The sequence below is a fragment of the Halopseudomonas sp. Lyrl_26 genome (genome assembly GCF_051948695.1).
GTDB lineage: Bacteria > Pseudomonadota > Gammaproteobacteria > Pseudomonadales > Pseudomonadaceae > Halopseudomonas > Halopseudomonas formosensis.
The window spans coordinates 39487-52931 of record NZ_JAYJLH010000002.1 but is presented as its reverse complement, the minus strand read 5'-3'; the positions used below and the strand labels follow the sequence as shown (position 1 = coordinate 52931).

12 protein-coding genes, 1 tRNA gene and 2 pseudogenes are annotated in these 13445 nt (G+C 61.7%); 9 read left to right on the top strand and 6 right to left on the bottom strand.

What is annotated here, in order from left to right; all coding sequences use genetic code 11:
• Nucleotides 1–9: 9 nt before the first annotated feature.
• From VF673_RS03640 to VF673_RS03625, 4 genes and pseudogenes are all read right to left on the bottom strand, one after another.
• Nucleotides 10–666, bottom strand: coding sequence for a DUF1788 domain-containing protein (locus tag VF673_RS03640; RefSeq protein WP_440291138.1), 657 nt, complete (start codon nt 664–666; stop codon nt 10–12).
• Nucleotides 663–1274: a DUF1819 family protein gene (locus tag VF673_RS03635; RefSeq protein WP_440290930.1), complete on the bottom strand. Its 612-nt coding sequence runs from the start codon at nt 1272–1274 to the stop codon at nt 663–665. The genes VF673_RS03640 and VF673_RS03635 overlap by 4 nt, the downstream gene beginning before the upstream one ends.
• A complete protein-coding gene (gene mads1 / locus VF673_RS03630; protein ID WP_102082566.1) occupies nt 1267–1470 on the bottom strand; it encodes a methylation-associated defense system helix-turn-helix domain-containing protein MAD1 in 204 nt (67 codons plus the stop codon). Before mads1 ends, VF673_RS03635 begins: the two co-directional genes overlap by 8 nt.
• Nucleotides 1471–1715: 245 nt before the next feature.
• Nucleotides 1716–2573 (bottom strand): annotated as a pseudogene (locus tag VF673_RS03625) (IS3 family transposase); the annotation flags it as partial.
• 69 nt (nt 2574–2642) lie between these two features.
• Between VF673_RS03625 and VF673_RS03620 the strand changes: the two are divergent.
• Nucleotides 2643–2707, top strand: a tRNA-Arg gene (locus VF673_RS03620).
• Nucleotides 2708–2787: 80 nt separating this feature from the next.
• Here the strand turns inward: VF673_RS03620 and VF673_RS03615 are convergent.
• Both VF673_RS03615 and VF673_RS03610 read right to left on the bottom strand, forming a co-directional pair.
• A pseudogene (locus VF673_RS03615) lies at nt 2788–2906 on the bottom strand (IS66 family transposase); the annotation flags it as partial.
• Between the two features lie 83 nt (nt 2907–2989).
• Nucleotides 2990–3874: a universal stress protein gene (locus tag VF673_RS03610; protein ID WP_440290929.1), complete on the bottom strand. Its 885-nt coding sequence runs from the start codon at nt 3872–3874 to the stop codon at nt 2990–2992.
• A 286-nt stretch (nt 3875–4160) separates the two neighbouring features.
• On the opposite strand from VF673_RS03610, the gene VF673_RS03605 reads away from it, so the two are divergent.
• The 8 genes from VF673_RS03605 to VF673_RS03570 all read left to right on the top strand — a co-directional run bounded on the left by VF673_RS03605 (nt 4161) and on the right by VF673_RS03570 (nt 13427).
• A complete protein-coding gene (locus tag VF673_RS03605) occupies nt 4161–4568 on the top strand; it encodes a carboxymuconolactone decarboxylase family protein (protein ID WP_440290928.1) in 408 nt (135 codons plus the stop codon).
• Between the two features lie 274 nt (nt 4569–4842).
• Complete coding sequence (locus tag VF673_RS03600) at nt 4843–5142, top strand: GGDEF domain-containing protein (RefSeq protein WP_440290927.1); 300 nt, start codon at nt 4843–4845, stop codon at nt 5140–5142.
• 87 nt (nt 5143–5229) lie between these two features.
• A complete protein-coding gene (locus VF673_RS03595) occupies nt 5230–5886 on the top strand; it encodes a 5'-methylthioadenosine/S-adenosylhomocysteine nucleosidase (protein WP_440290926.1) in 657 nt (218 codons plus the stop codon).
• A 27-nt stretch (nt 5887–5913) separates the two neighbouring features.
• Nucleotides 5914–9378 (top strand): putative bifunctional diguanylate cyclase/phosphodiesterase, encoded by a 3465-nt coding sequence (locus tag VF673_RS03590; RefSeq protein WP_440290925.1) that lies wholly within the window; start codon nt 5914–5916, stop codon nt 9376–9378.
• Between the two features lie 314 nt (nt 9379–9692).
• Nucleotides 9693–10280, top strand: coding sequence for an IMPACT family protein (locus VF673_RS03585; protein WP_440290924.1), 588 nt, complete (start codon nt 9693–9695; stop codon nt 10278–10280).
• 100 nt (nt 10281–10380) lie between these two features.
• The gene (locus VF673_RS03580; protein WP_440290923.1) at nt 10381–11286 is read left to right on the top strand and encodes a SphA family protein; all 906 of its coding nucleotides are present in this window, start codon (nt 10381–10383) and stop codon (nt 11284–11286) included.
• Nucleotides 11287–11460: 174 nt separating this feature from the next.
• Complete coding sequence (locus VF673_RS03575; protein WP_440290922.1) at nt 11461–11823, top strand: hypothetical protein; 363 nt, start codon at nt 11461–11463, stop codon at nt 11821–11823.
• Nucleotides 11824–11960: 137 nt separating this feature from the next.
• Complete coding sequence (locus tag VF673_RS03570) at nt 11961–13427, top strand: carbon starvation CstA family protein (RefSeq protein ID WP_440290921.1); 1467 nt, start codon at nt 11961–11963, stop codon at nt 13425–13427.
• Nucleotides 13428–13445: the final 18 nt, after the last annotated feature.

Genomic DNA, 13445 nt, shown 5'->3' with positions numbered 1-13445 from the left:
ACTGCTTCCTCAGGCCTGTGTCTCGAAAATGTTGAATGCGCGGTAGTACTTATCGTCATGCAGCAAGCCAAACAGCTCCAGCGAAGCCCCCTGCTCCAGCGAGTATCGGTACTCGCCAGGGAAAAACATAACCGTAGGCTTGGACTTGGCAGTGCTTTGCAGGTTGTTCAGCACGTTGTGTGAACGGATGTAGGGGAACACCTCACCGATGCCGGAGAGGAATAAAACGTCGTACTCAGCAGCCGCTAGTCGCTCACCGATAGCGGGGATCAGATACTCCTCGATGCCCAAGACGTTCTGCAGAGTCTCCAACAGCTGCTCTTTCTCTACCTCAGGCTCAATGGCGAGTAGGTCATCCCAGAGGCAGCCCTGCTCACTACTGCCCTCTCGGGCCTTGAGCAGCTCAATGGACAAGTCATACAGGTTGACTTCCAGAACCTGGATGCCTCTTCCCTGAAGACAGGGAATACTCATGCTCGCCAACCGAGTTACCAACTGCCGGCGCACACGCTCCATCTCCACAGCCTCAGCAGCCTTGAACTCGCAGATGTAAAAGGGCAGATCGTTGTTCAACCCCCTCATTTCAAGGAAACGCTGACCACTGATTACGCCTAGCAAATGATCGAAGCGAACGGCCATTGGCTGCTCGCTGATTTTCCGGTTCATTGAAGCCAACGCGTAATCTCCTGATCAGTTACGGGGTAGATAAGCAACTCTTCCTTACCCCTTTTGGCCAGCAGCTGGGCCAACGCCGGCGACAATAGGGCCGGCTGAATTTGTAGCGAATCACCAATCAGATCCGCCTCTCGCATCATTCGAAATAGATTTTGTTTTAGCTTTTTCTGTGTCGACTCAGCAATCTGATCTAATTCACCGTGCCACAGAGCTTTCCTGCTCCAAAAGGCGTCAAAGTCGATAGGGGACAGCACCATCCGTCTCAGAAGCAAGTGCTCACGAAGCACCTCCGTCGCAAATTCGCTAATAAAAGCGTAGCGTCGAGAGCACGCAGCCCAGAGAAGGTACCCCTGATCTTTCCTATTCCCCTCAACCAAGGCCTCAAGCTCACCTACATCCAGGTGCTCCAATCGGGCGACAATCTCTTTACTAATGCGCGTGGCAGCTGCTGCAGTGCGTACCTGCAATAGATTCATCTGACGAACCTGATCACGAGCCTCTTGCCAGTCACGCTTCATGAGGAAAAGCTCAGCCACAGGCGGTGACTCCTGAATGAAGAGCCCACCTGTGGTGAATGACAAGCGGTATGGATCAGCCATGCGTCGACTCCGAGGCGACATCATCACTGGCACCGCCAGCTTTAACCCACGCGTCCACCTCAGCCTTCTGGAACTTCCAGAGCCGCCCGACCTTGTGCGCGGGCATGTGCCGCTTTGCGATCCATGCATAGACAGTGTCCTTACTCACGCCCAAGTGTTCGCCGATTTCCTCTACGCTCAGCCATCTATCGGTCATGCGCTAACCTGTTAATTCGAAATCAAAGCCGACTTTATCAGGTTAAAGCGGATTTGGCAGGATAGAGGCAAAAGAGGATTGATACCTTGACTTAGCCCATGGTGCACACTCATGTACTGGCCAACCAAGCACATTCAGGGCGCCAACTAGCGTATGCAACTGGTACGGTAAGCTCTCGCGCCTGCAGGCTTGATCCGCAAGTGTTGCTGCTTGTCCTTGACCAGGTAGGTCATCAGATGTAGTGGTCAACTGATTCCGGACAGTGTTTTAAGTTTTTCTTCTGCCACTACCGGTGCGATCCCACCATTGAAGGCATGGGGCCGCTCCTGATTGTAATATCCCATCAGGTAGTTACTGATATCCTTCCGGGCAGCGGCCAGGCTGTGATAACTCATCGGCGGTATCCATTCCGTTTTCAGGCTACGGAACAGACGCTCCATGGGCGCGTTGTCCCAGCAGTTGCCACGACGGCTCATGCTCTGCAGCAGGCGGTAACGCCAGAGCCTTTGCCGGAACTTGCGACTCGCATACTGCGACCCTTGATCAGAGTGGAACATGACCCCTTGAGGGCGCCCACGCTGTTCCCAGGCATGATCCAGAGCCTGAACAACCAGATCTGCATCGGCGGTATCAGACATAGCCCAACCGACCACCCGACGAGCATACAGATCCATTACTACCGCCAGATAGCTCCAGCGCTGCCCCGTCCAGATGTAAGTGATATCACCACACCAAACCTGATCAGGCTGTGCCACGTCAAACTCCCGATCCAGTCGGTTAGGGATATCCAGCCGCTCCACTGTTGCTCGTTTGTACGCGTGAGGCCCCTGCTGCTTGCAGACCAAGCCCAGCTCGCCCATCAGCCGGCGCACCTTGAAACGACCGATGTCGACGCCCTGATCGTTCAGTAAGCCCTGTATGGTACGGCTACCTGCGGAGCTGCGGCTTTTGTTGAACAGCTCGTTAACCTGGGCTCTCAGGGCTACCCGTTCAGCATCGACACGCTGTACCCTCTGGCGGTGTTCGTAATAACAGGAACGATTGATATCAAAGACTGCACACATCATGTCAATCGGGGCTTGCTCTCTCAACTGGTCAATCAGCGTGGCTTTTTTACCCTAAGCCAGATACCATGCACCTTAGAACCGATTTACGCCTAGCAAAACAGACTCGCCTCGCTGTACCAGATTGCACTCCGAAGGCAGGGGTCACAGGTTCAAATCCTGTCGGGGCGCCATATTCTCTTCAGTACGCTCCAACTCGAAATAAAGAGTCAGATCCTCGACGCGATACGCTCCGCCCTCTGTGGCATCTGTGGCCGCCTTCCAGGTAGCGGGTCAGCCTGAGCCAGTTGTTGGACAGGTAGCTGATAGCCTTACCCAGAGTGCTCTGCGGTGTGATGTGCGCTGTGTCTTGTCCAGCCAGCTGTTCAGTTGCTGCACCGCGCACTGGATACCCTCCGGCATCGGGAATCGCCATCATTATTCACCATCTCGGCTATAACCTGCTCAGTCAGTCGTCAATCTCTCGACATGGCACCACCTGCCAGAAGCACGTCACACGAGGAAGCCGCGAGCACGCGGCGCGCGACACTGCCCAGAATCAATCGGGATACTGCGTTCTTTCCCTGAATGCCGAGCGCGATGAGGTCTGCTCTTCCGCTCCTCGCGACTCGAACCAGCGCTGTGGCAGGATCACCGCGAACGACCCGAATTTTTCCTGCCACTGCCAGGTCTGCGCGGACGGAACGCAATTCTGCGTAGGCAGTCTGTGCTTTGGCTTCACGATACCGGTCGAGCTCGGCCTGAGAGGTTCCCACTTTCAGCATGGCCTGCTCGAACGTATGCGGGATTTCGAAAGCGTGTATAAGCTCAAGTCTCGCCGGCGGGGCTATTTGCGCCGCGGTCTGTGCTGCCGCAAACGACATCGGCGAGAAGTCAACGGCCGCGATCACACGCCGGTACGGCTCGTCAGTTGCGCGTTTGACGACCAAGACCGGACATAAGCCGACGCGCACAACCCGGTCAGCGGTCGAGCCGAATATTCTTTCGCGCAGATTCTGAGGCCTTCCTGGCCCGATAACCAGCAGGTCGGCAGCGTGATCGCGTATCAGGCGCTCGATAAGCTGGTCGGCCTTGCCGCATTCCACCTCGACTTCTACCTGAACCGCCGCGCGCTCGGCCAGCTGCCTGAGTGAAGCGATAGCCTCTGCTTCCAGCATGCTTGCGATGGCTTTCTCGTTGGCTGGAGTCGGAAGTCCGGGATCGGACTCCGGAAGGCTCTCGATCGCATGGGCCAGTACGAGCTTGGCCCCGTGGGCGGCGGCAAGCCGGATCGCGCGGCGCGCTACCTGCTGCTCACCATGCTCAAGGGCGATCGCTGCAATGATGGTTTTGATCGTCACGCCGAATCTCCTGACATGCTGGGAAGGAGCCAGGCGCTGTGCGCTCCTCCCGCTGATACTGGGCTGGATAACATAAAACCGCGGCCAGCTCACCCAGCCGACGCGCCGGACAGCACGCAGAAGCCCTGCAGGGCAGCTGAAACGGCAGAACTCGAAAGACGCATCGCACCATCCTTGAATGATGGCGGATCGGCTTGATGGTAGAGGGTATGTGAAGGCGCGACAAGCAGTGGGACTGCATGCCGGGTATGATCCCTGTATCCATCTATTTGAACAGGAGATCGAGATGAGCACTGATCGTTATCAGAAGGGCATGGACAAGCTGAAGGAGCTGACGGTGGCCGATGCCAACAGCCCGACCGGGCACATGGAAGTGGGTGAGAGCTTCAGGGATATTGCGCCGGACCTGACCCGGCTGGTAGTGGAGTTCGCCTTTGGTGATATCTATGCCCGACCGGGGCTGGATAACAAGCAGAAGGTGCTGACCACCATTTCCGCACTGGTGGCCCAGGGTACGCCGCAGATCGGCATGCACGTGATTACCGGGCTGAATGTGGGGCTGACGGCGGATGAGATCGCTGGATGCATCATGCACCTGATTCCCTACGTGGGCTTTCCCCGGGCGCTGAATGCGCTGAAGGTGGCGCAGGAGGTGTTTGCCGAGCAGGGGGTGAGTATCACACCGCAGGATTGATGTCAGAGGCAGGCGTAACGCAGGGCGCGCTACACCCCGAAGGGTTGTGCCCTGAGTTGGCGAGCACCCGCTCGCCGACCAGTGACCGAAGCAAGCACGCCGCAGCGTCTCCGGGAATCACGACCTATTGCGAAGCTCCCTTCCCCGCTGGCCAGCCCCCGCCCGAATTTGCTATTCCCCCACCCTCTGACGTCTGCATGCCCTGCCCCTGGACGAGGGCAAGAAGGCCTTCTATCAGGCCCTGCGCAGCGGCGCGGTGGATGTGCTGGAACGCATGAGCATGGCCGACGGGTTGACCGGCCTGGCGAACCGGCGGCGGTTTGATGAGCGTGTGGCGCTGGCCTTTGCCTTGCACAGGCGTACCGGGCGTCCCTTGAGCGTGCTGATGCTGGACCTGGACCACTTCAAGCAGGTCAATGACCAGCTCGGCCACGCCATGGGCGACGAATACCTGCGCCGGGTGGCCAGCGAGCTCAAGGGCTACTGCCGCCGACCGACGGACCTGCTGGCCGAGGCAGATGCCCGGCTGTATCAGGCCAAACGCGGCGGGCGCAACCGGGTGTGCTCGGGCTGAGCAGGCCCGGGGCGCCCGGACAGGCTCTATTGATGTTTCCGACAGGGTAAACTGCGGCCCGGTTATTTCCTTACTGGCTCCCCCATCATGAATAGTTCATTTGTTACCGAAAACCTGGAGTATCTGCAGCCGCCCCCGCTGACCACCCTGAGCGGGCGTCGCGTGCTGTTCGTGATGGCCGACCGCGCCGAGTATGGTCCGCATCTGCAGCAGCGTTTCATCCCGCTGCTGACCGGGATAGGTCCTGTGGAGGCGGCGGTACAGCTCACAACGGCCCTGACAACAATGGCTGCGCGGGGCGAGCTTCCGGATCTGGTGGTGTCGCTGGGCTCAGCCGGCAGTCGGGTGCTGGAGCAGACCGGCATCTATCAGGCGATTTCGGTGGCCTATCGGGATATGGATGCCTCGGCGCTGGGTTTCGAGCGGGGCGTCACGCCGTTTCTCGGTCTGCCGGCGGTGTTGCCCCTGCCCCTGCGCATTCCCGGCATTGCGGAGGCGACGCTCTCCACCGGGGCCAATATCGTCTCCGGCGCAGCCTATGACAGCGTCGCCGCGCAGATGGTGGATATGGAAACCTACGCCTGCCTGCGCGCCTGCATGCGCTTCGACCTGCCGCTGATCGCCCTGCGGGGGATTTCCGATGGCCGGGCAGAGCTCAACCATGTGAATGACTGGACCGAGTACCTGCACATCATTGATGAAAAGCTGGCGGTGGCCGTGGATCAACTGGCGAAAGCGCTTTAACCTGAAAAGCGGGGGGACACAGCATCCATGATCAGTACCACGCACAATCTCCGATTGCAGGTCTGGCTCTACGTCCTGTTCATCAGCGGACTGCTGACCGGGCTGCTCGGATTCGTCGGCCATGTCTGGCCCGGCCTGGCAATTCCCGAAAGCCTCATGGTGACCATGCGCGGCTCGGTGGTACTGCTACTCGGCAGCCTGGTAATGCTGTCGCTGATGCTGCAATCACGACCGCTGCGCTATCTGTCCGGATCCCTGCTTTCCATCGTCGGCGGCTATTACGCGGTGCGTCAGCTGCTCGCGGTCGCCGGATTGATGGCACCGGCTGCGCAGTCCAGCGGCGAGATAGCGCCGATGGTCTGCTCCCTGCTGTGGGGGCTGGGCGGCCTGATCGGTACCGAGACCCGCCTGCGTCGGCTGTTCGCCCTGCTGATCAGTTGCATGGGCATGGCCATCGGCGGCTATGTACTGCTGATGTTCCTGTTCGCCGGCGGCGGGGAGAGCCCCCCGCTCATCATCGGCTTCACCCGGATCGGCGCCATATTCTGTGTGGTATTTGCTGCAGCACTGGCGCTCCTCTGCCGTCTGCCCTGGTCCCAGATCGAACGCATGGAGCTTTCCGCCGCCAGTGGCGGTGCTCTGGCCGTTTTCGGCACCTTCTTTCTGCTGGTGATGGCCAGCTGGGGCATTCATCAGGAGCGCCACAATTCGGCACGCGCGCTGGTGCAGCACTATGCCGGGATGCTCGAGTACGAACTGGCTTCCTCAGCCGGGCTGATCGGGCGACTGGCCGACCGCTGGGCTGCGCTGAATCTGGAAGTGCCCGCCGCCCTGCAGCGCACCGAACTCAAGCGCTACTTCACCGATATCACCGCCCTGAAATCCCTGCTGGTGCTGGGCCGCGACGGCCGGACCCTGCTCCATGAAAGCAGCAATACCGGCGAACAGCACTGGCTGGCGCGGCAGATGGCGAACCCGCCCATGGCGCAGTGGATCAACAGTATGCGGGCCCAGGGTCTGGCTGCCGCCTGGCACATCCCGGATAACAGCCGTCCGCTGCATGCGGTGCTGATGATAGTGCCGGAGGGCTCCACCGAGGCGCTGTTCTTCGCCACCTTTGACCTGGATCCCATGTGGCAGCCGGTGCCTCCGGCGTCCGACAACGAGTTCGATTTCACTCTGGTCTCCCGGCCCGACAGCCCCTCACTGAAACATGCCCAGAGGCTGGAGGTGTTCGAGCACGCCAGTGTCACCCTGCCGGGTGGGCCGACCCTGACCGTTACCGCCTCCGCCGGCCCGGCCAGCATGCGGGCGCTGCCGGGCATGCTGATTCCCTCGATCCTGGTTCTGGGTCTGCTGGTCAGCTATCTACTGACCATCGGCCGCATCGTGGCGGTCAAGCAGCGCCAGAGCACCAGAGCCCTGCATACCGAGGAGCAGCGCTTCCGCTCGCTGTTCGACCAGTCACCCGACGCGGTCTTCGAGTTCACCCGTGAAGGGCGCTATGTCGCGCTCAATGACCGGGCCAAATTCATCACCGGCATCAATGACCAGGACCTGGGTGAACTCCACTACCAGAGCGTGGTCACCGGCAGAGCCATGAGCCGCCGGGACTTCGAAACCTTCGATGCCGCCTTCCAGCGGACCATCGAGGGCAGTGCGCAGACCTTCAGCGTGAAGTTCCTGAACATTTCCGGTCAATGGCGTGACTACGAATGTTCCTTCATGCCGGTGCTGGTCAACAACGCCGTGGTCGGGCTGTACGCGGTGGTCAAGGATATTACCGAACGCCTGCAGGCCCAGGAGAACCAGCGACTGCTGACCCGCAGTCTGGAGTCCAGCGACAATGCCGTGCTGGTGGTGGATGTACGGGATCCGGCGATGCCGGTGGTGTTCGTCAATGCCGCCTTCGCCAGCATGACGGGGTGCAGCCGGGAGGAAGCGCGCGCCAGCACCCTGTCGATGATTACCGGCTCGATGGAGGAGCCCCGGGATGTCGAGCTGATCCGCACCACCATCGCCAACGGCGAAGCCGCGACCTTCACCGTGCGCAACCTGCGACGCAACGGCATGACCTTCTGGAACCAGCTGTCCCTGGCGCCGATCAAGGACGAGGACGGCGGCATTACCCACTACACCGTCATCATGAAGGACGTGTCGGAGAAGAAGGAGCACGAACGCCAGCTGGCCTACCAGGCCACCCACGACGCGCTCACCGGCCTGGCCAACCGCGCCCTGCTGGAGGACCGCCTGGAACACGATATCCAGCTGGCCCAGCGCAGCGGCAAGCAGCTGGCAGTCATGTTCATCGACCTGGATAGTTTCAAGCCCATCAACGATACCCTCGGGCACCGTATCGGTGATCAGATTCTTATCAACGTGGCCCGCCGCCTCAGCTGCGCGATCCGCCCCACCGATACCCTGGCGCGTTTCGGCGGCGATGAATTCGTCCTGTTGCTGCCCAACCTGGAAACCGAACGGGAGGCCGAGCTGGTCGCTGATCGCATTCTCCACGAGGTCGGCCAGGCGCACAGGGTCGGCAGCCACGAGTTGCACGTCACCGCCAGTATCGGCATCAGCTTCCTGCCCGAGGATCTGGATGCGCCGACGAGAATGCTGCAGCAGGCGGATATGGCGATGTACAAGGCCAAGCAGCAGGGTCGCAATGCCTATGTGATCTTTTCCGGCGATCTGGACGAGAAGCTGTCCTCCGGGGTAACCCTGCGCAACGAGCTGCAGGAGGCGCTGCGCGATGACCAGCTGTTCCTCAATTATCAGCCCAAGGTGGACCAGTACGGCAGGTTCTGCGGGCTGGAGGCCCTGGTACGCTGGCGCCACCCGATCAAGGGACTCATCTCGCCGGCCAGGTTCATTCCCATCGCCGAGGAAACCGGGCAGATCATGCACCTGGGTCACTGGGTCATCACCCAGGCCTGCCGGGATGCCAGACAGCTGCTGGACCTGGGGCTGCTCAACCATCGGGTAGCTGTCAACCTGTCGCCCCTGCAGTTCCACCGTCCGGGATTCCTCGCCTCCCTGCAGGATATCCTCTATCGCACTTCCCTGCCCGCCAGCTGTCTGGAGCTCGAGCTCACCGAGAGCATCCTCATGCGCAACAGCGATGCCGCCATCGAGACCCTGAACACCCTCAAGCGGATGGGCATCACCACCAGCATCGACGACTTCGGTACCGGCTATTCCAGCTTCAGCTATCTCAAGGATCTGCCGGTGGAGAGCGTCAAGATCGACCGCAACTTCGTCGACAATGTCATCTCCAACCGCAAGGACGCCGCCGTCTGCCGCGGCATCATCGCCACCGCCAGCGAGCTGGGCATGACGGTGGTGGCCGAGGGCGTGGAGAACCGCGAACAGTTCGAACTGCTCAGGGGCTACGGCTGCGATGTATTCCAGGGCTACTACTTCTCCCGCCCCATGGGCCTTGACGAGCTGATCGACTGGGTGCGTCAACATCAGGGCAGCGACGCAGTCTGAACCCGGCCCACCGAGAGCCTGCACCTGCAGGGCCGCTTCGACAGTTACCCCAAACGCCGCGGCCTGACCCGGGTGCCGGAACTGCTGGCGGCCGGCCTGAAGGTTGCCTTCGGCCCGGACTGCCCGCCCGCTGCGTGATACTCCAGGGCCGCTCGCCCTATGAAGTGCTGCTGGGCCAGCAGCCGGTGCGGGCCTCGATCCGTGACGGGCGTGTGATCCTCGCACGCTGACAGGGCACCGCTGGGCCGGGCGGCTCGGCCGCCCGTGCCGCTTTCTGGCGTATACTCGCGGCTCAGCCTCAACCCCCTGATGCCATGTACAGCCTCGCCCAGCCCGTTCACGCCACCCTGGAAATCCGCAAGAGCCGCTTCATTGCCTGTGTCGAACCGGTTGCCGACCGCGCCAGCGCCCAGCTGCGGGTAGCCGAACTGCGTGCCGAGCACCCGGATGCCGCCCACGTCTGCTGGGCGCTGCTGGCGGGTGGGCACAGCGCGGCAGTGGATGATGGCGAACCCTCGGGCACTGCGGGTCGACCGATGCTGGAGGTGCTGCGTCATCAGCAGCTCGACGGCGTGCTGGCCACCGTGGTGCGTTATTACCGTGGCATCAAGCTGGGAGCCGGTGGCCTGGTCCGCGCCTATACCGATGCCGTGGCCCAGGCCCTGCAACAGGCCGATAAGGTGGCCCCGGTGGCGCTGGTGCAAGTCCACTGCGAGCTGCCCTATGCCCATGAAAGTACCGCACGCCACCTGCTCGCCCAGGCCGGTGGCGAACTGCTGGAGGTACGGCATGCCGGGTGCGTCACCCTGATCATGCGCCTGCCCGAAGCCACCCTCACCGGGCTGCAGGAACAGCTGCTGACTGCCACCCGCGGTGAGCTGGCGTTTCGCGTCCTGCCATAAACCGGCCTATCTTGCATTAGAGGAAAGCCTAATAGCCGCGGTATGAGGACGCTCCTATCCTGCGGCGCGCTTCCTGTTCCTCTGATACTGGTACCCGGCCATGCGACTGACCCTCAACCGCCTGTTTCTGTCCCTTCTGACCCTGTCGGCTCCCCTGCCGCTGCTCGCCGCCAACGGCCACTACGTGCCCGGCATCGAAGCCAGCGGCGGCGCCTTCATGCCGCCGGTGCAGGGTCTGTACTACCGGGCCTATCTGGTGCATTACGACATTCGCCAGGTCGCCGACGCCCGTGGCGATGATCTGCCCGGCAACAACACCGGCAGTGTCACCGCCTTCGCCAACCGCCTGCTGTACGTCACCGACAGGACCTTCCTCGGCGCCAACTACGGCGTGGAGGCGATAGTGCCGGTGCAGCGCACATCGCTGAGGTTCCGCGGTCTGGGCGTGGACAGCAGCGAGAGCGGCGTGGGTGACGTCTACCTGGGGCCTGTGGTGCTGGGCTGGCATGGCGCGCAGTGGGATACGGTGTTTGCTGCCGGCTTCTGGCTGGATACCGCCGAGCACGATCCCCGTGACCCGGCCACCATCGGCCGCGGCCATCCGGCGACCATGCTGACCCTGGGCGGCGCCTGGCACTTCGACCCCGAGCGCCGCTGGTCGGTATCGGCCCTGTCGCGCTACGAGATCAAGGGCGAGCAGGATGATACCGGCATCACCCCCGGCGACAGCTGGCTGGTGGAGTGGGCGCTGTCCCACCGTCTGGACAGCGGCCTGGAAGTGGGCCTGGCCGGCTATGATGCCTGGCAGCTGGAGGCCGATACCGGCGCCGGCAACAACAACAAGGCCGAGCGCCATGCCGCCGGTCTGGAACTGGGCTACCGCTGGCCGGATACCGGGCTGCAGCTCAAGGGCGCGGTCTATCATGAATACTCGGTCAAGGCGGGCAGCGGCGGCGTGCAACCCAGTGGCAATCTGTTCCGGCTGGCATTGACCACGGCGTTCTGAGCCCTCCGGCTTCGTCCGCACCACCGTGGTCAGCGGCTGCCGGAAAAGTTTTCAGCGGGGGACTTGCATTCCGGGAATTTCGCCCCGATCAGATTGTCCTGAGAAACGGTGCGCAGCGGTTCGCCATTACGCTGCGACCGATAACAACGCTGATAGACGAAGGAGGGACATCGGGTGAGACTGATGCTTGCGGTAGTCACGATGGCTGTTGCTCCGGCGGTTCTGGCGCAATTACCAGGGACAGACGAATTGTTTCGCGGGGAAGAATGGCGACGCGACCATGCATACCAGTTGGAAGAGCTCAAGCGGGAGCGACAGCGGGCCGCCGAGGAAGCGGCAAGATCGCTCCGGACGCCTGACACACCGCCCCTGCCCACCGAGCCCTTGATGCCCGCCGTGGGCCTCGCCAAGAGCCCGGCCGCCGAACCCGACTGGGAACCCGAGGAACTGTCCACGACCGGCATCGAGACCGGGACCGGACAGTTCGAATACAACAGGCCACGTAACTCCAGCGTGAATCCGCGCAGCACCTGGTAGCCCCGGCGCGCGTCCTGTCCTCGACCATAGGCTAGTATCCTGTAATCACTCCCCGCGCTAAGCTGGGGGGTGATCTGCACTTCAGGCCAGCGCAGTTCAGCGCAGGGCCTCCTCCAAATGAGAATCGAGGTTACAAGATGCTCCTATTCTTCCTCAGCCTTGCCATCCTGCTGCTCGGTTACCGCTTCTACAGTCCCTTCGTGGAAAAGCAGGCGGGGATAGATCCCGCCAATGTCACGCCCCAACAGCGTCTCCACGATGGGGTGGACTACGTACCGTTGAGTCCCGGCCGTGCCTTCCTGATCCAGTTCCTGAACATCGCCGGTATCGGTCCCATTTTCGGGCCCATTCTCGGCGCCCTCTACGGCCCCGTCGCGCTGGTCTGGATCGTCATCGGCAACGTCATCGGCGGTGCCGTGCATGACTACTTCTCGGGGGTGATGAGCCTCAAGGAAGACGGCAAGAGCCTGCCCGAGATCGCCGGTCACTACTACAACGTCATCTTCAAGGGCTTCATGCTGGTATTCACCTGCATGCTGCTGTTCTTCGTCGGCGTGGTCTTCATCATGAGTCCGGCCGGACTGCTGAGCAACCTGTCGGTGTTCGAGGGCACCCTGCTTGGCAACAATGCCGCCTGGGTGCTGATCATCCTCGCCTACTACTTCCTGGCCACCCTGCTGCCGATCGACAAGATCATCGCCCGGCTCTATCCGCTGTTCGGCCTGCTGATGATAGTGATGACCACCCTGGTGGCCCTGGCGCTGCTGCTGGAAGCCCCCAACCTGCCCCAGGTCGGCGATGTGTTCGCCTACTTCCATGGCCATCATGAACATGACTTCCTGGCGCCCAATCCCGAAGGGCTGCCGGTCTGGCCGCTGCTGTTCCTGACCATCACCTGCGGTGCCATCAGTGGTTTCCATTCCACCCAGTCGCCGATGATCGCCCGCTGCCTGACCAACGAGAAATATGCGCGCCCGATCTTCTACGGCGCGATGATGTGCGAAGGCATGGTCGCCTGCGTCTGGGCGCTGGCCGGTATCGCGGCGTTTCCGGGCGGCTATCCGGAACTCAAGGCGATGCTCGACCAGGGCGGCCCGGGGCTGGTGGTCAACCATGTCGCCACCGGCTATCTGGGCGTACTGGGTGGCGTCATGGCCATCCTGGCGGTAGCCATCTTCCCGATCACCTCGGGTGACACCGCCTTCCGCTCGCTGCGCCTGACCATTACCGATGCCTTCAACATCCAGCAGTCAGCCATGCGCCGCCTCGCGCTGGCCGCACCGATTCTCGGCGTGGCCTACCTGATGACCCACCTGGATTTCTCGCTGATCTGGCGCTACTTCGCCTTCTCCAACATGCTGCTGTCGACCAGCGTGCTGTGGCTGGCGACCAAGTACCTGATGGATCGGGGCACCTTCCACTGGATAGTGAGCATTCCGGCGGTGATCGGCACGGCCATCACCCTGTCCTACATCGCCACCGCACCCATCGGCCTGAACCTGCCGCTGGATTACAGCAAGCCCATGGGCATCGCCATTGCCGTGGTCGGCCTGATCGGACTCTGGACAGTGCACAACCGCCGTACCGCCGACGCGGCCGCCTGAGGTCCTGCCCTGTTGCCG